We start from the raw sequence: 19,471 nt of genomic DNA on the forward strand, positions 1-19,471 counted from the left end.
GCTCCCATCGGTGCACACCGCAGCACCGGGTCGGGCGATGCCTCACCCGCGCCGGGTCTGCAGATAGTCGAACAGTTCCTGGTTGTTCTGCAGGCCCAGCTTGCGCTTGGCTTCGGCCTTCTGCCGGCTGATCGTCTTGGGGCTGCGCCCGCAGCGTTCGGCGACGGCATTCACGCTGAGCCCGGCCGCCAGCAGATCCAGCACTTCCTGTTCCCGCGCCGACAGCGGCGCCGGTTCGCGCGGGAACAGCAGGTCGCGGGCCTGCAGGTGGTGGCGCAGTTGTTGGGAAACGAACACCTGGCCGGCCAGTGCCGCGCTCAGCGCCTGCGGCAGCTCGGTGAAATCGGCGCATTTGTCGACCAGGCCGCTGATGCCCTCGCGCAGCAGGCCGTCAAGCAGTCCAGGATGACGAGCTCCGGTGAGCACCACCACCGGCAGCCCGGGATGGCGCTCGCGCAGTGCATCGATCAGTTCCGGGCCATCCGGGCCGTCGCCCGGCATCGACAGATCGGTCAGCACCGCATCGCAGTCATGCCGATCCAGCAGCTGCAGCAGCTCCGCGCCGTCACTGGCGCTGCCGACGATCTCCATCAGGTGGGTCTGCAGCACGATGCGGATGCCGTGCAGAACCACCGGATGGTCGTCGGCAATGATGATGCGCGGGTGCACGCGGCTCCTCGGGGATCGGACGGACCGCAGCACACAGCGGCCAACGCCTGATTCTGCAAAAGGGCAGGGCCGCAGAGGTATAGGAAAGGTCCGAAACCGATGCCCGGCAAACCCCGGGTCAAGCGCAGCGCGCTCCATCTGCTGATAGCTGTCCGCTATGTGCACCGTGCACCGGGACATTACCGACCATCGGGTAAGCTAACGCCCTCGTTTGCACAGGAATTCCAGGTGGCTGACTCCCCCAACGCTTCCCCCGCGCCGGCCCGCGCGCTGGAAGGTCAGAAACTGCTGTTGTGCGTCGGAGGCGGGATCGCGGCCTATAAGGCCCTGGAGCTGGTGCGGCGCCTTCGCGACGCCGGTGCCCAGGTGCAGGTGGCGATGACCGCCGGTGCCCAGCAGTTCGTCACTCCGCTCAGCTTCCAGGCCCTGTCCGGGCAGCCCACCCGCACCACGCTGTGGGACAGCGCCGCCGAACAGGCCATGGGCCACATCGAGCTGGCGCGCTGGGCCGACCGCATCGTGGTTGCCCCCGGTACCGCCGATCTGCTGGCGCGGCTGGCCCAGGGCCACGCCGATGACCTGGTCAGCACGCTGTGCCTGGCCAGTACCGCGCCGCTGACCCTCTGCCCGGCGATGAACCACCGCATGTGGCTGCATCCGGCCACCCAGGCCAACATCGCCCTGCTGCGCCAGCGCGGCGCACAGGTGATCGGCCCGGTCGACGGCCCGCTGGCCGAAGGTGAATCCGGTCCCGGCCGGCTGGCCGAACCGGCCGACATCGTTGCCGCGCTGGCCGCCAACGGCGGTGCCGCCGCTGCGGTTGCCGCACCGGAAACCCGCGCGCTGCAGGGCCTGCGCCTGCTGATCAGTGCCGGCCCGACCTATGAAGACATTGATCCGGTGCGCTATGTCGGCAATCGCAGCAGCGGCAAGATGGGCTTTGCCCTGGCCGCTGCCGCCGCCGCGATGGGTGCTCAGGTGGTGCTGGTCAGCGGCCCGGTACAGTTGCCGACGCCGCCCGGCGTGCAGCGCGTCGACGTGCGCTCGGCCGCGCAGATGCGCGATGCCGTGCTGAAGTCGCTGCCAGCCGACATCTATATTGGTGCCGCAGCGGTGTCCGACTACACACCGCGCCAGGTAGCCCAGCAGAAGCTGAAGAAGACCGCCGACAGCCAGTCGCTGGTGATCGAGCTGGTGCGCACGCCGGACATCCTTGCCGAAGTCGCCGCGCAGACCCAGTCGCTGAAGCTGGTGGTCGGCTTCGCCGCCGAGACCCACGACGTGGAGAAATACGCGCGTGGCAAGCTGGTCGACAAGCGCCTCGACCTAGTGATCGCCAACCAGGTCGGCATCAGCGGTGGCGGTTTCGAGAGCGACAACAATGCCGCCACGGCCTTCTGGCAGGACGGTGAACAGGTATTCCCGGCCACCTCCAAGCGTGAGCTGGCCGAACAACTGCTGGCGCTGATCGCGCGGAGACTCCAGGCATGACCCAGGCTTTCACTTCCCAACCGCTGCAGGTCAAGCTGCTCGACCCGCGTTTCGGCGACAGCTGGCCACTGCCAGCCTACGCTACCGAGGCCAGCGCCGGCATGGACCTGCGCGCGGCGCTGGATACCGCGCTGACCCTGCAGCCGGGCGACACCGCGCTGGTGCCCAGCGGTCTGGCCATCCACATCGCCGATCCGCACCTGTGCGCGGTGATCCTGCCGCGCTCGGGGCTGGGCCATCGCCACGGCATCGTGCTCGGCAACGGCACCGGCCTGATCGACGCCGATTACCAGGGCCCGCTGCTGATCAGCGTCTGGAACCGTGGCCGTGAGGCCTTCACCATCGAGCCGGGCGATCGCATCGCGCAGCTGGTGGTCGTGCCGATTGCCCGCGTCAACCTGCAGGTGGTGGATACTTTCACCGACAGCGTGCGGGGAACGGGTGGATTCGGCCATACCGGGGTGCGTTGACGGGGGACATCGATGAGCGGCATCGGGGAAGGACAGCGGGGACGGTCGTTGGGTCGCAGTGCACCACTACTGGGGGTGCTGCTGATCCTGCTGGCCGGCTGGTTCGGATGGAGCGCGGTGCAGCAATGGCGTCAGGAGGCCAACGGCCAGGCGCTGGAAGAAGCACGTGACCAGGCCGTGCAGGGCCTGCAGGACGCGGCCGCCGGCCAGCTGAAGCAGCTGCAGCAGCAGCTGAAGAACGAACGCGTGCAGCAGGCGTTGCAGGCCGGTGATGCCGCGGCAGCGGCGCTGGCCGTGCGCGAGAGCTGGACCGGCGTGGAGCAGGCTGACGTGCTGACTGCCGATCTGGCCAACGCCTACGCCGACCCGGCCGTCTTTGGCTATGCCCGATTGGCGCTGCTGGAAGCGGCATTGGCCGAAGGCAAGCCCAGCCTGCGCGTGGTCCGCGATGGCGGTGGCAATCGCCTGGGCCTGGCAGCGCCGGTTCAACTGGGCAGCCTCGGCCCGGCGGTGCTGTATGTGCGCCAGCCGTTGCTGCGGCTGACCTCACCGCTGGATCAGGTCAGCGCGCCGTCCACGGGTTTCCTCGGATTGCGCCAGGGCGCGCACGACCTCGTCGCCCAAGGCGATTCCGGCCTGGCGGAAAGCGCCGAGGCACTGGCACGGCCGGTCGCCGGTACACCGCTGCGGCTGGTCGCCGCGGTGCCCAATGTTGAAGCCGGCCCGCTGGGCCTGGGCGCGCTGGCCAGCGCCATCGTCGCGCTGCTGCTGGCGTTCATCGCCGTGCTGCTGGTGGTCGGTCGTGGCCGACTGCCGAAGACCCTGCCACTGCCGCGCCGTGCCGCTGCAGCGGAGGCCGACCATGGCCCGACCCTGAGCGAGAGCCTGCAGATGGCGCCGCCCCCGCTGGCCGCCGCCAGCGAGGAAAGCACGCCACCGCCGCCGCCGCCGGTGCCGGCCGAGGAACTGGCCGCCGGCATTTTCCGCGCTTACGACATCCGCGGCGTGGTCGGCAGCGAACTGACGCCGAAGACCGCTGCGTTGATCGGTCAGGCCATCGGCACCGTGGCCCTGGAACAGGGGCTGCGCGAGGTGGTGGTCGGCCGTGATGGCCGCCTGTCCGGGCCGGAGCTGGCCGCAGGCCTGGCCGAGGGCCTGCGTCGGGCCGGTTGTGCGGTGATCGACATCGGCCTGGCACCGACGCCGCTGGTGTACTACGCCGCCTTCCACCTGCGTACCGGTACCTGCGTGGCAGTCACTGGCAGCCACAACCCGCCCGAGTACAACGGTTTCAAGGTGGTCATCGGCGGCGAGACGCTGTCCGGCGATGCCATCACCGATCTCTACCAGCGCATCATTGAAGGCCGGTTGGTGCAGGCCGCCGAACCGGGCGATTACCAGCAGCGCGATGTCAGCGCCGACTACATCCAGCGCATTGCCGACGACGTGCAGCTGGATCGCCCGTTGAAGGTCGTGGCCGATGCCGGCAACGGCGTGGCCGGCGCGCTCGCGCCGCAGCTGCTGGAAGCGATCGGTGCGGAAGTCATCCCGCTGTACTGCGATGTCGACGGCAGCTTCCCCAACCATCATCCCGACCCCAGCGAGCCGGCGAACCTGGAAGACCTGGTGCAGACGGTGAAGCGCTTCGGTGCCGATCTCGGCGTCGCCTTCGATGGCGACGGTGACCGCCTGGGCGTGGTCACCGGCGAAGGAAAGATCATCTATGCCGACCGCCTGCTGATGCTGTTCGCCGCCGACGTGCTGATGCGCAACCCCGGCGCGATGGTGATCTACGACGTGAAGTGCACCGGCAAGTTGTCCGACCACGTGCTGCGCAATGGCGGCAGTCCGCTGATGTGGAAGACCGGGCATTCGCTGATGAAGGCGAAGATGCGCGAGACCGATGCTGAGTTGGCCGGCGAGATGAGCGGCCACTTCTTCTTCAAGGAACGCTGGTTCGGTTTCGACGATGGCCTGTATGCGGCTGCGCGCCTGCTGGAGATCCTGGCCCAGCGCGAGGAAACGCCGGATGAGGTGTTGGCCGAGCTGCCGGAGATGGTGGCCACGCCTGAGCTGAAGGTGCCGGTGGCCGAAGGCACGCCGCATGCGCTGGTGGCGATGCTGGTGGCGGCGGCGCAGTCGCCGGACAACCCGTATGTGGGCGGTCGCCTGTCGACCATCGACGGCCTGCGCGTGGACTTCCCCGATGGCTGGGGCCTGGTGCGCGCCTCCAATACCACGCCGGTGCTGGTGCTGCGTTTCGAGGGCAATGACGAGGCGGCGCTGGAACGTATCCAGGCGCTGTTCCGCAGCCAGCTGCAGCCAGTGCTGGGCGACACCCCGCTGGGGTTCTGATTGATCGGGATTGGATCGATCGGGTAGTGCCGGCCGCTGGCCGGCAACCACAGGATGGTTCTGGGGTTCAGGAGGTTGCCGGCCAGCGGCCGGCACTACCCCTTGAACCGCAAGCCCACGCCCGGTTCGGTGAACAGGTAGCGCGAATCCAGCGCTGAATCGCCCAGCTTGTGCCGCAGCTTGCCGACCAGGATGCGCAGGTAGTGGGTGTCGTGCTGGTGGGTCGGTCCCCAGATCTCCTGCAGGATCTGCGGCTGGGTCACCACCCGCCCGGCGTTGCGCAGCAGCAGCGACAGCAACGCGTACTCCTTGCGGGTCAATGCGACGGGTTCGCCGTCGAGCGCCACTTCACGGCGCACCAGGTCCACATGCAGGTGGCCGTCGTCGAACACCGGCGGTGTGCCGTCGCTGGGCACGCTGCGGGTGCGCAGCAGCGCCCGCACCCGCGCCATCAGCTCCTGCGTGCCGAACGGCTTGGTCACGTAGTCGTTGGCGCCGGTGTCCAGCGCCCGTACCTTCTCGGCTTCGCCGGCGCGCACGGTCAGCATGATCACCGGCACCTGGCTCCACTGCCGCAGCTGTTCCAGCACCTCGTGGCCTTCCATGTCCGGCAGGCCGATATCCAGGATCACCAGATCCATGTCCTCGCTGGCGGCCAGTTGCAGGCCTTCCTGACCGGTGGCGGCCTGCCGTACCTGGTAGCCCTGCGCGCGCAGGCTGATGTCCAGGAACCGGCGGATCTGGGTTTCATCATCGATCACCAGCACGCGCGCGGCCGGCACGCTGGCATCAATCGGGGTCGGGCTCATCGTGGGAGGCTGGCTTGAGCAGGGGCAGGGTGATGCGGATCAGAGTACCGCGACCGTCGCGCCCGGGCAGCGCCTGCACGCTGCCGCCGTGCGCGCCGATCATGCCCTGGCAGATGGTCAGGCCCAGGCCGGTGCCGTGGCGGCCACGGTCACCGCGCTCCACGCTGTAGAACATGTCGAAGATGCGCGCACGCTCGTCGTCGGGAATGCCGGGGCCGGCATCGATCACGTCGATGCGCAGCTGGCCGTCCAGCTCGCGCGCCTGCACCTGCACGGCGGCATCGGGCGGTGAGAACTTGGCCGCGTTTTCCATCACGTTGAACACCGCCTGTTCGACCAGCGCCGGGTGTACCCAGATCGGCGCCAGCGTGGCCGGAATGTCCAGCTCCAGCCGCACCTTCGGCTGGTAGCGCTGCAGGCGCCGTGCGGCCGAGCCGATCAGTTCGTCCACGCCGATCCAGTCGCGGTTGATCTTCAATCCTTCGTGGCCGAGGCGGGTCATGTCCAGCAGGTTCTGGATGTAGCGGTCCAGCCGCTCGCCCTCGACCAGGATGGTGTCGAGCAGGGCTCGGCGATCGGCCGTATCCATTGCCGCACCATAGCTGGCCAGGCTGTCGGCCGAGCCGATCATCGCCGCCAGTGGCGAGCGCAGGTCGTGCGACACCGAAGAGAGCAGCGCCGAGCGCAGTCGCTCGGTCTCGTTGCTGACGTGCGCCTGCTCCAGTTCGGCCACCAGCCGCGTGCGCAGCGCGGCCTGCGCGATGTCATCGACCATTGCTTCGGCCAGCTGCCGTTGTTCGGGCAGCAGGCGCGCCTGTGCGCCGGGCAGGTACAGGCCGGCCACGCCGATCGCGCGGTCCTCGCCATCCAATAGCGGCAGGAACCACCACTGCGCACCGGCCAGGGTATCGGTGAAGCGTCCACTGGGCTGGCCATGGCGCAGCGCCCAGTCGGCGGCGGCCAGGTCGGTGTCGCCGGGCTGGCTGCGGCCACCGGTTGCGGTGTCGGCGCCGATCCGCAGCCATGCCGGCACGTCCATCGCCTGTTCCAGTGCATGCCGACCCGCCTGTGCCACCTCGCCGTTGCCGGCGGCACTGGCCAGCTGCCGGCCCAGCTGCTGGCGCGCACGTGCATGGCGGTTGGCCGCACGCAGCGCGATCACCTGCATGCGCAGGCGCGAGGCCAGGCGTCCGGCCACCAGTGCGGCGGCCAGGAACAGGAAGACGGTGATCACGCCCTGGCGTGCGCCGATGGCGAAGGTAAAGCGCGGTGCGATGAACAGGAAGTTGTAGGCGAGGAAACACAGGATCGCCGCCATCACCGCCACGCTGGCGCGCGTGCGTGCAGCCACCAGCACCACCGCCACGATGAACACCATCGACAGGTCGGCCATGCCCACCCAGCGTTCGGCCAGCCAGGCAACCACGCACGCCAACGCCGTGGCGATCAGGGCCTGCACGGGTTCATGGCTGAAACCACGCACCGGTGCCATCAGCCCCTCGCGGCGTGAGCGTGCACGTGCCTGCGGCGTGCTGATGATGGTGATCTCGTAGTGCGCGCCGCGCTGGATCAGCTGCTGGGTCAGGGTGCGGTTGAACATCCGCGCCAGCGGACGTTCGCGGGTCCGGCCGAGCACCAGGGTCGACACGCCGTTGTGCGCGGCATGGTCGAGCAGGGCATCGGCGATGCTCGATCCGTGCAGCAGTTCGGCGTCGCCGCCCAGGCGCCGTGCCAGTGCGAAGGCCGCATCGATTTCGCGCCGGGTCGCCTCGTCCTGGCGTCGGCCCTGCACGGTCACCACCGTCCACGGCGCATCGCGGCGTTCGGCGATGCGACGCGCCACCCGCACCAGGTATTCGCTCTGACCGCCGCCATCAATGGCCACCAGCACGCCGCGACGCAGCGGCAGGTTGCTCTCGCCGCGTGCGGCGCGTGCTTCACGCAGACTGCTGTCGACGCGGTCGGCGGCTTCCTGCATCGCCAGTTCACGCAGCGCGGTCAGGTTGGCCGGCGAGAAGAATGCCTGCAGCGCCTGCGCGGCCTGTTCGGGCACATAGACCTTGCCCTGCTGCAGGCGCGCGATCAGTTCGCGTGGCGGCAGGTCGACCAGCACGATGTCATGCAGGCGGTCGAGCACGCCGTCCGGCACGGTCTCGCTCACGCGTACGCCGGTGATCCGCATCACCACGTCGTTGAGGCTTTCCAGGTGCTGGATGTTGACCGTGGTCCAGACGTCGATGCCGGCGTCCAGCAGCTCCATCACGTCCTGCCAGCGCCGCTCATGGCGGCTGCCCGGCGCATTGCGATGGGCCAGTTCGTCCACCAGCACCAGCGCCGGATGCCGTGCCAGCACGGCATCCAGGTCCATCTCCTGCAGGGTATGGCCGTGGTAGGCCACTGCCTTCAGCGGCAACTGCGGCAGGCCCTCCAGCAGCGCCTGGGTATCGGCGCGGCCGTGGGTTTCCACCAGGCCCACCACCAGGTCGACACCGCGGCGCAGCTGTTCCTGTGCGCGGGTCAGCATGGTGTAGGTCTTGCCCACGCCCGGCGCCGCGCCGAGGAACACGGTCAGCTTGCCGCCGGCTTCGCGTTGCAGGCCTTCGACCAGGGCATCGGCCTGGCGGGTACGCGCATCAGTCATGGGTGCCATTGTGCGCGCAGCCGGTGCAGGCCGGCATCACGGTGCCTTGGCCGCATGGTCCAGCGCGAAGTTCAGCGTCACCACGTTCACCCGCGGCTGGCCGAACAGGCCCCACTGGCGACCTTCGGTATGCGCCTGCACCAGTGCCTGCACGCGTTCCACCGGCAGGCCACGGGCGCGCGCCACGCGTGCCACCTGCAGCTGCGCCGCGGCCGGCGACAGCTGCGGATCCAGGCCACCCGCGGACTGCGTGACCAGGTCTGCCGGTACCTGCGCCGGGGTGACGCCTTCGCGCGCGGCCACCGCAGCGGTGCTGGCGGCAACACGCTCGGCCAGGGCCGGATTGCTGCGCGCCATGTTGGAACCGGCCGCGGCCATCGGGTCGTAGTTGGCTGCCGACGGACGTGCCTGGAAGTAGCCGTCACCGTTGAACGGCTGCGACAACCATGCCGAGCCGCGCACCTGGCCGCTGCCATCGCGCAGCAGGCTGCCCTCGGCCTGGGTCGGGTAGGCCAGGCCGGCGAAACCGGTGGCGATACCGGCGTAGACCGCACCGGCCAGCAGCAGGGTAGCCAGGCCCAGGCCGATCGCCGGGCGCCAGCTGGCACCATCCTGCAGGCTGGCCACGCGGGCCTCGGCCTTCTGTTCGCGCGGAAGGGAAGATGAAGTGGAAGCAGTACGGTTCATGCGCCGAATACCAGGACAAGAAGAAGGTCGATCGCCTTGATCGCTGCGAACGGCAGCAGCACGCCGCCGAGGCCGTACACCAGCATGTTCCGGCGCAGCAGTGCGGTTGCAGTGGCCGGGCGGAAGCGCACGCCACGCAGGGCGAGCGGGATCAGGGCGGGAATCACCAGGGCGTTGAAGATCAGCGCTGCCAGCACCGCATTGCGCGGGCTCGACAGCTGCATCACGTTCAAGGCGGCCATGGTCGGAACGGCCGCGGCGAACAGCGCCGGCAGGATCGCGAAGTACTTGGAGACGTCGTTGGCCAGCGAGAAGGTGGTCAGCGCGCCGCGGGTGATCAGCTGCTGCTTGCCGACTTCCACCACTGCCAGCAGCTTGGCCGGATCCGAATCGAGGTCGACCATGTTGCCGGCCTCCTTCGCCGCCTGCGTACCGGAGTTCATCGCCAGGCCGATGTCGGCCTGGGCCAGTGCGGGGGCGTCGTTGGTCCCGTCACCGACCATCGCCACCAGGCGGCCGCCGGCCTGCTCCTGGCGGATGCGTGCCAGCTTGTCCTCCGGGCGAGCCTCGGCGATGTAGTCGTCGACGCCGGCTTCGGCAGCGATCGCGGCGGCGGTCAGCGGGTTGTCGCCGGTGATCATCACCGTGCGGATACCCATCGCCCGCAGCTGCGCGAACTTCTCGCGCATGCCGTGCTTGACCACGTCCGACAGCTCGATCACGCCCAGCACGTGGCGGCCCTCGGCCACCACCAGCGGGGTGGCACCATTGCGTGCGACCTGCTCGACGCGACCGGCCAGTTCCGCCGGCACGTTGCCGCCCAGCGCCTGCACGTGGGTGCGGATCGCATCGGCGGCGCCCTTGCGGATCTGCCGCCCATGTTCCAGATCCACGCCGGACATGCGGGTCTGCGCACTGAACGCCAGGTACTCGGCGTGGTCCGGTTCGGCGGTGGCACAACCCTGTTCGCGCGCCAGGCGCACGATCGACTTGCCTTCCGGGGTCGGGTCGGCCAGCGAGGACAGCAGTGCCGCCTCGCGCAGTTGGCTGGCGTCGATGCCGGCCAGCGGATGGAAGTGGCTGGCCTGGCGGTCGCCGTAGGTGATGGTGCCGGTCTTGTCCAGCAGCAGCACGTCGACGTCGCCGGCCACCTCCACCGCCTTGCCCGACTTGGCCAGCACGTTGGCGGCCAGCGCACGGTTCATGCCGGCGATGCCGATGGCCGGCAGCAGGCCGCCGATGGTGGTCGGGATCAGGCACACCAGCAGCGCGATCAGCAGCAGCGGGTCGACCTTGACGCCGACGGCGGCACCAATGGCCGGCAACGTGGCCACCACCACCAGGAAGGTCAGCGTCATCGCGGCCAGCAGCAGGGTCAGCGCGATCTCGTTCGGGGTCTTCTGGCGGTTGGCGCCCTCCACCAGCGCGATCATCCGGTCCAGGAAGCTGTGGCCCGGCTCGGCAGTCACCCGCACGATGATCTGGTCGGACAGCACCTTGGTGCCGCCGATCACGCCGGAACGGTCGGTACCGGCCTCGCGCAGCACGGGGGCCGATTCGCCGGTCACCGCCGCTTCGTTGATGGTGGCCAGGCCTTGCACGATCTCGCCATCGGCCGGCACCAGTTCACCGGCGCTGACGATCACATGGTCGCCCGGGCGCAGTTCGGCGGCCGGCACCTGGGTTTCGGCGGCGCCCGGCTGCGGCGCCGCCAGCCGGCGTGCCACCAGGTCCTGGCGGGCACGCCGCAGCGAGGCGGCCTGGCCACGGCCACGCGCTTCGGCCACCGCTTCGGCGAAGTTGCCGAACAGCACGGTCACCAGCAGGATCACGGTCACTGCCAGGCCGAAGCCCAGCGGCGCATTGCCGGTCAGGGTGACGATCGCGGCCACGATCGTGCCGGCCATCACCACCGCCATCACCGGGCTGCGCACCAGATGCATCGGCGACAGCTTGCGCACTGCGTCGACCAGCGCACGGCGCAGGCCGGCGCCATCCAGCAGGGCAGGGCGCGCTGCATGGGTACTACGGGTTGAACTTGCTTGGGTACTCATCAGGGTGTCCTTAGTGCAGTCCCAGGCTCAGGTGGTCGGCGATCGGGCCGAGTACCAGCGCCGGCATGAACTGCAGCACGGTCAGGATGACGATCACCGAGACCAGGGTCAGGGCGAAGGTCGGGGTTTCGATCTGCAGGCTGCCGGCAGACTCCGGGGCCTGGCGCTTGGCAGCCAGCTGTGCGGCCACCACCAGCGGAATGATCAGCAGCGGGAAGCGGCCCAGCAGCAGTACCAGCGAGCAGCTCAGGTTCCACCACAGCGTGGCGTCGCCCAGCCCTTCGAAGCCCGAGCCGTTGTTGGCGTAGGCCGAGACGTACTCGTAGAAGACCTGGCTGATGCCATGGAAGCCGGGGTTGGAGGTCCCTGCCAGGCCGGGCACGGCCAGGGTGATCGCGGTGAACACCAGCAGGGTGATCGGCTGCAGCAGCACCAGCAGGGCCAGCAGGCGCACCTGTGGCGTCTCCAGCTTGCGGCCGAACAGTTCCGGCGTGCGCCCGGTCATCAACCCGGCCAGGAACACACCCAGCAGCAGATAGACGATGAACTGCTGCAGGCCACAGCCGATGCCGCCCCAGATCGCGCTGACCAGCATGTTGACCATCGCGATGCCGCCACTCAGCGGTGCCAGCGAATCGTGCATGCCGTTGACCGAACCGTTGGAGACCTGGGTGGTCACCGCCGCCCACAGCGCAGTGCCATCGGCGCCGAAGCGCACCTCCTTGCCTTCCATCAGCAGCGGAGTGGCGGCGCTGGCGCTATGCCCTTCGCTCCACATCATCGCGCCGGTGGAAAGCAGCGACATGCCCAGCATGCAGCTGAACACCAGGGCGCCGAAGCGACGTCGGCCGGTGAACGCACCGATCATGAAGATCACCGCCATCGGCACCAGCAGGATGCCGACGATTTCCAGCGCGTTCGACAGCGGGGTCGGGTTCTCCAGCGGGAAGCTGCTGTTCGGGCCGTACCAGCCGCCACCGTTGGCGCCCAGCTGCTTGGCCGCGACCATCGCCGCGACCGGGCCCAGCGGCAGCTTCTGTTCGGCCATGCCGGCGCTGGCGTCGATCGGCGTGGCCTGCGGCCCACCGGTCATCGTCGACGGCACGCCCTGGCTGGTCAGCAGCAGGGTCCACACCAGGCACAGCGGCAGCAGGAAGCGCACGCACAGGCGCACCACGTCCACGTAGTAGTTGCCCACCGCCACCTGGCGGTCATCGCCGGTACCCGTCGCCGCCGCCTGCGGCGCACGCGAGAACAACGCCCGCAGCGTCGCCACTGCCAGCGCCAGGCCCATCATCGGCGTCACCACCTGCAGGCCGGTGATGCCGGTCATCTGCGAGAGGTAGGACAGCTGCGCCTGGCCCGAATAGTGCTGCTGGTTGGTGTTGGTCAGGAACGAGATCATCGTGTGCAGCGCGGTGTCCCAGCGCATGTTCGGGATCTGGTCCGGATTCAGCGGCAGCCAGGCCTGGGTCATGAACACCGCCTGGGTCAGTACCGCGACCACCACGTTGCTCAGTACGAAGGCCAGCACGTAGCCGCGCCAGGACATCGAGCGCGACGGATCGACCCCGAACACCCTGTACAGCGGCTTCTCGATCCAGTGGAACAGCACGTCGACCTTCATCGGCGTGCCACGCATCACGCGGGCCAGGTACAGGCCCAGCGGCCACGCCAGCAGCAGGCTGGCGGCAATAATCACAAGCATCTCAGTCATGGCCGGCTCCGCTCAGAACGACTCGGGCCGCAGCACGACATAAAGAAGATAGGCGGCGGCGACCAGCACCAGCACGCCACACAACAACGACAGCCAGGGGGACATTGCAATAGCGTCCTGGTGGAACCCCTCCACCTCAGGCCGTCATCGTCGTCCTGCCGCCCATAAACGCACTACGCGCCGGACCGGGCCGACGCGTAAAGAGTGCATAAATTCCGTGGGCCAACCCGTAACCAGGCGCCGCCTGCTGTAGAGCCGAGCCCATGCTCGGCTGCTCTTTCCCAAGGTCACGCAGAGCCGAGCGCGGGCCCGGCGCTACAGGCGAATTACGGAGCCTGGCTCGCCGGCACCAGCCCCTTCAGCTCGCGATAGCGCTGCAGGGTGCTTTCAATTTCCACCTTCAACGCCTGCTGCTGCTGCAGGAACCCGGCCTGCAGGCGTTGCTGCGACTGCAGTTGCACGTGCCGCTGGCGGATCGCCTCGGCCTGCTTGTCGGCCACCTTGCCACCGGCCAGTTCGCGGTCACCTGCGGCCGCCAGCAGCGCCACCAGCGACTCACGCAGGCTGGTGACGTTGTACTCGGCGGTCTTCAGGTTGTTGTCCAGCACTTCCTGGCGCTCGGCGAACACCCGGCGCAGGTCGTCCTCGCTGCCATAGGTGGTCAGCATGGCCTGCTCGGTGCGCTGGCGGGTCTGCGCGGCCATCAGGTCCAGCTGCTGCTGCGCCGCCTCCGTGCTGGCGGCGGCGCGCTCTTCGTCGGTCAACGCGCGCTGGACCTGCGCATTGCGCAGGCCGCTCTTCGCGTTGAACTCCTCGCGGGCATGGTTGACCGCGTCGGCCGGCAGCGAATCACTGCAGATCCGCTCCTTGCCCTCGTTCCAGCAGTACAGCTTCTTTTCCGTCTTGCCGCTGTCGCGCGACTGCGCCGGTACGGTGAACGGCACGGCCAGCAGCAGGCCGGCAAAGAGGACAGCAGGAACTCGGGACATGACCTTTCCCCTGGGTCGGTCAGCGGATCGAACGGACGCCGTACTGGGCCCGGTAGGCTTCCAGCGGCTGCCGGTAACCCACAAGTTCCGGGTTGCCGGAGGCGAAATCAAGCAGGTCGGCCAGTGACGCCACGGCGATCACCGGAATGCCGGCCTCTTCGGCCACCGACTGTGCCGCCGAACGGCGATCGGTTTCCGAAGCGATCTCCTGGCGGTCCAGCGCCACCACGATGCCGGCCGGGGTGCCACCGGCGGTGCGGATGATGCCCAGCGCTTCACGGATCGCGGTGCCAGCGGTGATCACGTCGTCGACGATCAGCACGCGCTTGCCGTTCATGTCGGCGCCGATCAGCTGGCCGCCTTCACCGTGGTCCTTGGCTTCCTTGCGGTTGAACGACAGCGGCAGGTCGCGGCCACGCTGGGCCAGTTCGCAGGCCATCGCGGTGGCCAGCGGAATGCCCTTGTAGGCCGGGCCGAACACCACGTCGTACTTGATCCCGGTGGCATCGATGGCATCGGCGTAGCAGGCGCCGAGCTGCGACAGCAGCGAACCGGAGTCGAAACGACCGGCGTTGAAGAAATAGGGGCTCAGCCGGCCGGACTTGAGGGTGAACTGGCCGAAGCGCAGGGCGTCGGCGGTCAGGGCCAGCTGCAGGAAACGGTGGCGGTGGTCGCTCATCAAAACTCGATTCATCTTCATTTGGAGCACAAATCCTAATCCAGCTGGGCGTTTCGCGCTCGTCCGGGGCCCTGTGAAGGGTGTCGCGGCCCGGCCTGGCGGACTGCGCAGCCCCGCGGGCAACCGGTATGCTTGCCCGGTTTCCCGCCGCAGGTCCCCCGCATGCGCATCATCAGTTTCAACGCCAATGGCATCCGCTCCGCCGCAACCAAGGGCTTCCTCGACTGGTTCCGGTCCCAGGACGCCGACGTCCTGTGCATCCAGGAGACCAAGGCCCAGGAAGACCAGCTGACCGATCCGATGTTCCGCCCGGACGGCCACCACTGCTTCTACCGCGACGCCATCACCAAGAAGGGCTACAGCGGCGTGGCGATCTACAGCAAGCGCGAGCCGGACCAGGTGATCACCTCGCTGGGCTGGGCCCCGTTCGACGACGAAGGCCGCTACATCGAGGCGCGCTACGGCAACCTCAGCGTGGTCTCCTTCTATATCCCGTCGGGCAGCTCGGGCGACCTGCGCCAGGGCTTCAAGTTCGAAGTGATGGAATGGCTGCGGCCGATCCTCGAGGAATGGGCGCGCAGCGGCCGCGACTACGTGCTGTGCGGCGACTGGAACATCGTGCGTTCGGCGCTGGACATCAAGAACTGGAAGTCCAACCAGAAGAACTCCGGCTGCCTGCCGGAAGAGCGCGACTGGCTCAACGCCCTGTGCGCCGACCATGGCCAGGCCACCGATGTCGCCGCCGGCCGTGGCTGGGCTGACGCCTACCGCCTGCTCAACCCCACCGGCGAGGACTACACCTGGTGGAGCAACCGCGGCGCTGCCCGCGCCAACAACGTTGGTTGGCGCATCGACTACCAGTTCATCACCCCGGGCCTGCGTGACCGCCTGCGCAGCTGCTCGATCTACCGCGACGAGCGCTTCTCCGACCACGCGCCGTTCATCGTGGACTACGACCTGTGACCGAGGCGGCCACGCCGGTCAGCTACAAGGGCTGGGCAGGAATCAAGCGTGCCTTCGGTACCCCGTCGGCGCTGACCATGGCCATGCTTGGCTTCGGCAGCGGCCTGCCGTTCCTGCTGATCGCTTCGCAGACCCTGTCCACGCGCCTGCGCGACGTCGGCCTGGACCTGGGCAGCATCGGCCTGATCAGCCTGGCCAGCTTCTTCTACCTGCTCAAGTTCCTGTGGGCACCGTTGCTGGACCGCTATGCCTTCCCGTTGCTGGGTGGGCTCGGTCGCCGTCGTTCGTGGCTGCTGGTGTCGCAGGCGCTGGTGCTGGTCGGCCTGGTGGCACTGGCCTTCGTGCGGCCAGAACAGGGTGTCTGGCCGCTGGTGATGTGGGTGCTGGTGGCGTCGTTCGCCGGCGCCACCCAGGACTCCGCCGTCGATGCCTATCGCATCGAGATCGCGCCGCAGGCCGCCCAGGCTGCGCTGGCTGCGACCTATACGCTGGGCTACCGGATCGGCTTGATCCTGGCGGGCGCTGGCGCACTGTACCTGGCCCAGTTCGAAGGCTGGATCGTCGCCTATCTGGCGATGGCGGCACTGATGCTGCTGCCGATCGTCACCACCCTGCTGTGTGCCGAGCCGGAGCGCCCGGTCACCGCCGTGCAGCGCCGCATCGATATCGCCGAAGCCTTCATCCAGCCCATTTCCAGCTTCTTCAGCCGCAATGGCGTGGCGCTGGCACTGGTGCTGCTGGCCTTTGTCGGCCTGTTCAAGTTCCCCGACCAGGTGATCGGTGTGATGGCCGGGCCGTTCTATCTCGATTCGGGGTTCGACAAGGCCGACATCGCCACCGTCTCCAAGCTGTTCGGCGTGTGGATGGGGATCGGTGGTGCGTTCCTGGGCGGTATCGCGGTGGCCGCGTTCGGCTTCCGCCGCATGCTGCTGGTGGCCGCACTGGGCGTGGCGCTGTCCAACCTGGCCTTCCTGCTGATGGCGCACAACCCGGGCAAGCTGTGGGCGTTCTATGCCGCACTCAGTGCCGACAACCTGTTCCAGGGCTTTGCCGGCACCGTGCTGGTTGCCTTCATGTCGTCGCTGACCGACCGCAACTTCACCGCCACCCAGTACGCGCTGCTGGTGTCGCTGGCCAACCTGCCCGGCAAGTTCGTCGGCGGTGTCTCCGGCTACATCGTCGAAGCCACGTCCTACAGCACGTTCTTCATCCTCAGCTCGATCACCGTGGTGCCGACCCTGTTGCTGCTGGCGTGGCTGTGGCCGCGGATCGCCGACCGCGGGCCGCCGCCGGTCGCCTGATTGCCTGCCCGCCCGGTCTGCGGGATCATCGCCCCCGACGCGCCGAGGGGGCGGTGCCTTGCGAACGGGGAAGTGAGCATGGCCGACGTTGTGCTGCGGGACCTGGACCCGCTGCTGCTGGAACGTATCCGACGCGTCGCGGTCGCCCGCGGCTGGACCCACGAACAGACCTGCACCGCCTTGCTGGAGCAGGGCCTGTTCAGCAGTGAACTGGAGGTCCGCTCCGGCTTCGGTGATCCCGAAGTGGACGCGCTCTCCGACGCCATCGCCGCCCTGCAGGCCCTGCCCGCAGGGCAGGGCTTCGATTAGTGCTTTTGTAGAGCCGAGCCATGCTCGGCTGCTCTTGGCCCGGCCCGCGCGAAGCCGAGCATGGCTCGGCTCTACAACGGCGCCTCACCTGCGTGGATGACGCCACCTCACGCCAGGTGGATCGCACCCAGGATCCGCGGCCCCGTCGCCCCGGTCACGCTCGGCAGGTTGCCGGCCAGCCCGTCCATCGTCCGCTGCGCCAGCCACGCAAAGCCCATCGCCTCCACGTACTCCGGGTCCAGCCCATGCACCGCGCTGGACTCCACCTGCACCTCCGGCAGCCGCGCCGCCAGCCGCTTCATCAGCTGCCGGTTGCGCACCCCGCCGCCACAGACCAGCAGGCGCCGGGTCTGCGGCTGCTGCGCCAGCAGCGCATCGGCCACCGTCGCCACGGTCAGCTCCAGCAGGGTGGCCTGCACATCAGCGGCGGCGTACTGGCCTTCGCCCATGTGTGCCTCGGCCCAGGCCAGATGGAACTGTTCGCGGCCGGTGCTCTTCGGAGGCGGCAGGTCAAACCACGGCTCCGAACGCCAGCCGGCCAGCAGGCCCTCGTCCACCGCGCCACTGGCGGCATACGCGCCATCGGCATCGAAGGTGCGGCCGGTGTGGCGCTGGCACCAGGCATCCATCAGCGCGTTGGCCGGGCCGGTATCGAAGCCACGCACCGCGCCTTCGCGCGGGATCAGGGTCAGGTTGGCGATGCCGCCCAGGTTCAGCACCGCGCGGTCTTCGTCGGCGGTGCCCAGCATGCCGAGGTGGAAGGCCGGCATCAGCGGCGCCCCATGGCCCCCGGCCGCCACGTCGCGGCGGCGGAAGTCAGAGACCGTGGTGATCCCGGTCAGCTCGGCGATGCGGTTGCCGTCGCCCAGCTGCACGGTGAAGGCGGGGTTGGCCAGCGGACGATGGCGCACGGTCTGGCCGTGCGAGCCGATCGCGCGCACCTGGCTGCGGTCCACCCCGGCCTCGGCCAGCAGCTGGTTGGCGGCCTCGGCGAAGTTGATCGCGATCCGCGCGTCCAGCTCGCCCAACTCCTCCAGCGAGTCCAGCGGGCCACCTTCGCCCAGCGCCACCAGCCGCGCCCGCAGCACCGGCTCCCAGCGGGCAGTCAGGCCGTGCACGAAGCGGCAGCCGCCACTGCTCGGGAACTGCACCAGTGCGGCATCGATGCCGTCGGCGCTGGTGCCCGACATCAGGCCAAGGTACAGGGGGGCGTCAGCGTCGGTAGTCGTGTTCATGGCGGGCATAAAAAAAGGACGCGGCAAGCTTGGGCTGCCGCGTCCTTCTTCGTCAACGCAGGGGCTCAGCCGCGCTTGCGGCCGGTCGCCTGCTTGTCCCTGGCGCTGGCCACCTCGGGGGCGGCTTCGTCGCGGCTGGTCGGCGCCGGGCTGGCGTCGGCGTAGATCAGCTTCTCCATGCCCTGGATGCGGGCCATCGCCGGTGCGGTCTGCGCGCGGAAGGCGACCAGCTCGGCGCCCTTCAGCGGCTCCGGCGGCGGCATGGTCACGGTCAGCGGGTTGCGGTGCTCGCCGTTGACGCGGAATTCGTAGTGCAGGTGCGGGCCGGTCGCCAGGCCGGTCGAGCCGACATAGCCGATCACCGTGCCCTGGGCCACGCGCTGGCCGGTCTTGATGTTCGCAAAGCGCGACATGTGGCCGTACAGGGTGGTGTGGCCGCGGCCGTGGTCGAGGATCACCACGTTGCCGTAGCCGCGCTGCACCCCGGCGAACTGCACGCGGGCGTCGCCGGCGGCCATGATCGGGGTGCCGGTGCGCGCGGCGTAGTCCACGCCCTTGTGCATGCGCATCTTGCCCAGCACCGGGTGCTTGCGCGCGCCAAAGGTCGAGCTCAGCCGCGCGAACGGGATCGGCATGCGGATGAAGCTCTTCTTCAGCGAACGGCCGTTGATGTCGTAGTACTCGGACTTGCCGTTGCGGTCGAAGCGGAAGCCGGAATAGGTCTTGCCACCGGTGGTGAAGGTCGCGGCCAGGATCTTGCTGGTGTCCACCTTCTCGCCTTCGCGCCAGGTTTCATCCATCACCACGCTGAAGCGGTCGCCCGGCTGCAGGTCCTTCGAGAAGTCGATGTCATACTTGAAGATGTCGTCGGTCATCGTCGCGATCGCCGACGGCGACAGCCCGGCGCGCCGGGCCGCGGCATACAGCGAGCTGGTGATCTCGCCGCTGGTGACCACCGTGCGCGTGGAGGTCTCGCGTTTGGTCACCTTCTCCTTGATGTCATCGCCGGCCAGGCTCAGTTCCACCCGGTTGTCGGCATCGCGGTCGAAGCGGATGCTGCGCAGGTCACCGGACAGCGGCATGTCGAAGGCGATCTCGGCCC

17 protein-coding genes (1 of these 17 only partly in view) are annotated in these 19,471 nt (G+C 68.7%); 6 read left to right on the plus strand and 11 right to left on the minus strand.

Annotated elements, in window-relative coordinates; all coding sequences use genetic code 11:
* Positions 1–42 precede the first annotated feature (42 nt).
* Positions 43–669, minus strand: coding sequence for a response regulator transcription factor (locus tag SriyCCGPB3_RS01415; RefSeq protein WP_110710804.1), 627 nt, complete (start codon positions 667–669; stop codon positions 43–45).
* A gap of 228 nt (positions 670–897) precedes the next feature.
* Here SriyCCGPB3_RS01415 and coaBC point away from each other — a divergent pair, with 228 nt between their 5' ends.
* From coaBC to SriyCCGPB3_RS01430, 3 genes are read left to right on the plus strand one after another with little or no spacing between them, the layout of a single operon-like run.
* Positions 898–2,160, plus strand: coding sequence for a bifunctional phosphopantothenoylcysteine decarboxylase/phosphopantothenate--cysteine ligase CoaBC (gene coaBC / locus SriyCCGPB3_RS01420; protein ID WP_164162253.1), 1,263 nt, complete (start codon positions 898–900; stop codon positions 2,158–2,160).
* Positions 2,157–2,630 carry a dUTP diphosphatase gene (dut, locus tag SriyCCGPB3_RS01425; protein WP_110710806.1) on the plus strand — a complete coding sequence of 158 codons (474 nt, stop codon included), beginning with the start codon at positions 2,157–2,159 and terminating at the stop codon, positions 2,628–2,630. Before coaBC ends, dut begins: the two co-directional genes overlap by 4 nt.
* A gap of 12 nt (positions 2,631–2,642) precedes the next feature.
* Positions 2,643–4,985 (plus strand): phosphomannomutase/phosphoglucomutase, encoded by a 2,343-nt coding sequence (locus tag SriyCCGPB3_RS01430; RefSeq protein ID WP_350259765.1) that lies wholly within the window; start codon positions 2,643–2,645, stop codon positions 4,983–4,985.
* 95 nt (positions 4,986–5,080) lie between these two features.
* Here the strand turns inward: SriyCCGPB3_RS01430 and SriyCCGPB3_RS01435 are convergent, their stop codons facing one another.
* From SriyCCGPB3_RS01435 to pyrE, 8 genes are all read right to left on the minus strand, one after another.
* Positions 5,081–5,794, minus strand: coding sequence for a response regulator transcription factor (locus SriyCCGPB3_RS01435; protein WP_004153862.1), 714 nt, complete (start codon positions 5,792–5,794; stop codon positions 5,081–5,083).
* On the minus strand, positions 5,775–8,435 hold the full coding sequence (locus SriyCCGPB3_RS01440) for a sensor histidine kinase (RefSeq protein ID WP_110714244.1): 2,661 nt from the start codon (positions 8,433–8,435) through the stop codon (positions 5,775–5,777). Before SriyCCGPB3_RS01440 ends, SriyCCGPB3_RS01435 begins: the two co-directional genes overlap by 20 nt.
* A gap of 36 nt (positions 8,436–8,471) precedes the next feature.
* The gene (gene kdpC, locus SriyCCGPB3_RS01445) at positions 8,472–9,122 is read right to left on the minus strand and encodes a potassium-transporting ATPase subunit KdpC (protein ID WP_110710808.1); all 651 of its coding nucleotides are present in this window, start codon (positions 9,120–9,122) and stop codon (positions 8,472–8,474) included.
* Entirely contained in the window at positions 9,119–11,176 is a 2,058-nt protein-coding gene (gene kdpB / locus SriyCCGPB3_RS01450; protein WP_110710809.1) for a potassium-transporting ATPase subunit KdpB, read from the minus strand. Before kdpB ends, kdpC begins: the two co-directional genes overlap by 4 nt.
* 10 nt (positions 11,177–11,186) lie before the next feature.
* The gene (kdpA, locus tag SriyCCGPB3_RS01455) at positions 11,187–12,893 is read right to left on the minus strand and encodes a potassium-transporting ATPase subunit KdpA (RefSeq protein WP_110710810.1); all 1,707 of its coding nucleotides are present in this window, start codon (positions 12,891–12,893) and stop codon (positions 11,187–11,189) included.
* A gap of 12 nt (positions 12,894–12,905) precedes the next feature.
* Entirely contained in the window at positions 12,906–12,998 is a 93-nt protein-coding gene (locus tag SriyCCGPB3_RS01460) for a potassium-transporting ATPase subunit F (protein WP_005407770.1), read from the minus strand.
* A 221-nt stretch (positions 12,999–13,219) separates the two neighbouring features.
* Positions 13,220–13,882: a hypothetical protein gene (locus SriyCCGPB3_RS01465; RefSeq protein WP_110710811.1), complete on the minus strand. Its 663-nt coding sequence runs from the start codon at positions 13,880–13,882 to the stop codon at positions 13,220–13,222.
* Between the two features lie 19 nt (positions 13,883–13,901).
* The gene (pyrE, locus tag SriyCCGPB3_RS01470) at positions 13,902–14,561 is read right to left on the minus strand and encodes an orotate phosphoribosyltransferase (RefSeq protein WP_350259766.1); all 660 of its coding nucleotides are present in this window, start codon (positions 14,559–14,561) and stop codon (positions 13,902–13,904) included.
* Positions 14,562–14,723: 162 nt separating this feature from the next.
* Between pyrE and SriyCCGPB3_RS01475 the strand changes: the two genes are divergently transcribed.
* The 3 genes from SriyCCGPB3_RS01475 (at position 14,724) to SriyCCGPB3_RS01485 (ending at position 17,134) form a co-directional block, all read left to right on the plus strand.
* Positions 14,724–15,524, plus strand: coding sequence for an exodeoxyribonuclease III (locus tag SriyCCGPB3_RS01475; RefSeq protein ID WP_032128444.1), 801 nt, complete (start codon positions 14,724–14,726; stop codon positions 15,522–15,524).
* The gene (locus SriyCCGPB3_RS01480; RefSeq protein ID WP_180855591.1) at positions 15,521–16,825 is read left to right on the plus strand and encodes an AmpG family muropeptide MFS transporter; all 1,305 of its coding nucleotides are present in this window, start codon (positions 15,521–15,523) and stop codon (positions 16,823–16,825) included. Before SriyCCGPB3_RS01475 ends, SriyCCGPB3_RS01480 begins: the two co-directional genes overlap by 4 nt.
* Before the next feature lie 78 nt (positions 16,826–16,903).
* Positions 16,904–17,134, plus strand: a complete 231-nt coding sequence (locus SriyCCGPB3_RS01485) for a hypothetical protein (RefSeq protein ID WP_088023589.1) — start codon at positions 16,904–16,906, stop codon at positions 17,132–17,134.
* Between the two features lie 107 nt (positions 17,135–17,241).
* On the opposite strand, the gene SriyCCGPB3_RS01490 is transcribed toward SriyCCGPB3_RS01485, so the two are convergent.
* The gene (locus tag SriyCCGPB3_RS01490; RefSeq protein ID WP_153856769.1) at positions 17,242–18,369 is read right to left on the minus strand and encodes an anhydro-N-acetylmuramic acid kinase; all 1,128 of its coding nucleotides are present in this window, start codon (positions 18,367–18,369) and stop codon (positions 17,242–17,244) included.
* Positions 18,370–18,434: 65 nt separating this feature from the next.
* On the minus strand, positions 18,435–19,471 hold the 3' portion of the coding sequence (locus SriyCCGPB3_RS01495) for a M23 family metallopeptidase (RefSeq protein WP_110710813.1). Its footprint extends 436 nt past the window's final position; only the last 1,037 of its 1,473 coding nucleotides appear in the window; the start codon falls outside the window, past its right edge; its stop codon occupies positions 18,435–18,437.

The organism is Stenotrophomonas riyadhensis (genome assembly GCF_040256885.1).
Classification (GTDB): Bacteria; Pseudomonadota; Gammaproteobacteria; order Xanthomonadales; family Xanthomonadaceae; genus Stenotrophomonas; species Stenotrophomonas riyadhensis.

Coding starts and splice junctions, on each gene's coding strand:
- SriyCCGPB3_RS01465 (WP_110710811.1), bottom strand. CDS start 13,882: ATGTCCCGAGTTCCTGCTGTCCTCTTTGCCGGCCTGCTGCTGGCCGTG.
- SriyCCGPB3_RS01490 (WP_153856769.1), bottom strand. CDS start 18,369: ATGAACACGACTACCGACGCTGACGCCCCCCTGTACCTTGGCCTGATG.
- kdpB (WP_110710809.1), bottom strand. CDS start 11,176: ATGAGTACCCAAGCAAGTTCAACCCGTAGTACCCATGCAGCGCGCCCT.
- SriyCCGPB3_RS01460 (WP_005407770.1), bottom strand. CDS start 12,998: ATGTCCCCCTGGCTGTCGTTGTTGTGTGGCGTGCTGGTGCTGGTCGCC.
- SriyCCGPB3_RS01485 (WP_088023589.1), top strand. CDS start 16,904: ATGGCCGACGTTGTGCTGCGGGACCTGGACCCGCTGCTGCTGGAACGT.
- SriyCCGPB3_RS01440 (WP_110714244.1), bottom strand. CDS start 8,435: ATGACTGATGCGCGTACCCGCCAGGCCGATGCCCTGGTCGAAGGCCTG.
- SriyCCGPB3_RS01435 (WP_004153862.1), bottom strand. CDS start 5,794: ATGAGCCCGACCCCGATTGATGCCAGCGTGCCGGCCGCGCGCGTGCTG.
- pyrE (WP_350259766.1), bottom strand. CDS start 14,561: ATGAGCGACCACCGCCACCGTTTCCTGCAGCTGGCCCTGACCGCCGAC.
- SriyCCGPB3_RS01475 (WP_032128444.1), top strand. CDS start 14,724: ATGCGCATCATCAGTTTCAACGCCAATGGCATCCGCTCCGCCGCAACC.
- kdpC (WP_110710808.1), bottom strand. CDS start 9,122: ATGAACCGTACTGCTTCCACTTCATCTTCCCTTCCGCGCGAACAGAAG.
- kdpA (WP_110710810.1), bottom strand. CDS start 12,893: ATGACTGAGATGCTTGTGATTATTGCCGCCAGCCTGCTGCTGGCGTGG.
- SriyCCGPB3_RS01430 (WP_350259765.1), top strand. CDS start 2,643: ATGAGCGGCATCGGGGAAGGACAGCGGGGACGGTCGTTGGGTCGCAGT.
- dut (WP_110710806.1), top strand. CDS start 2,157: ATGACCCAGGCTTTCACTTCCCAACCGCTGCAGGTCAAGCTGCTCGAC.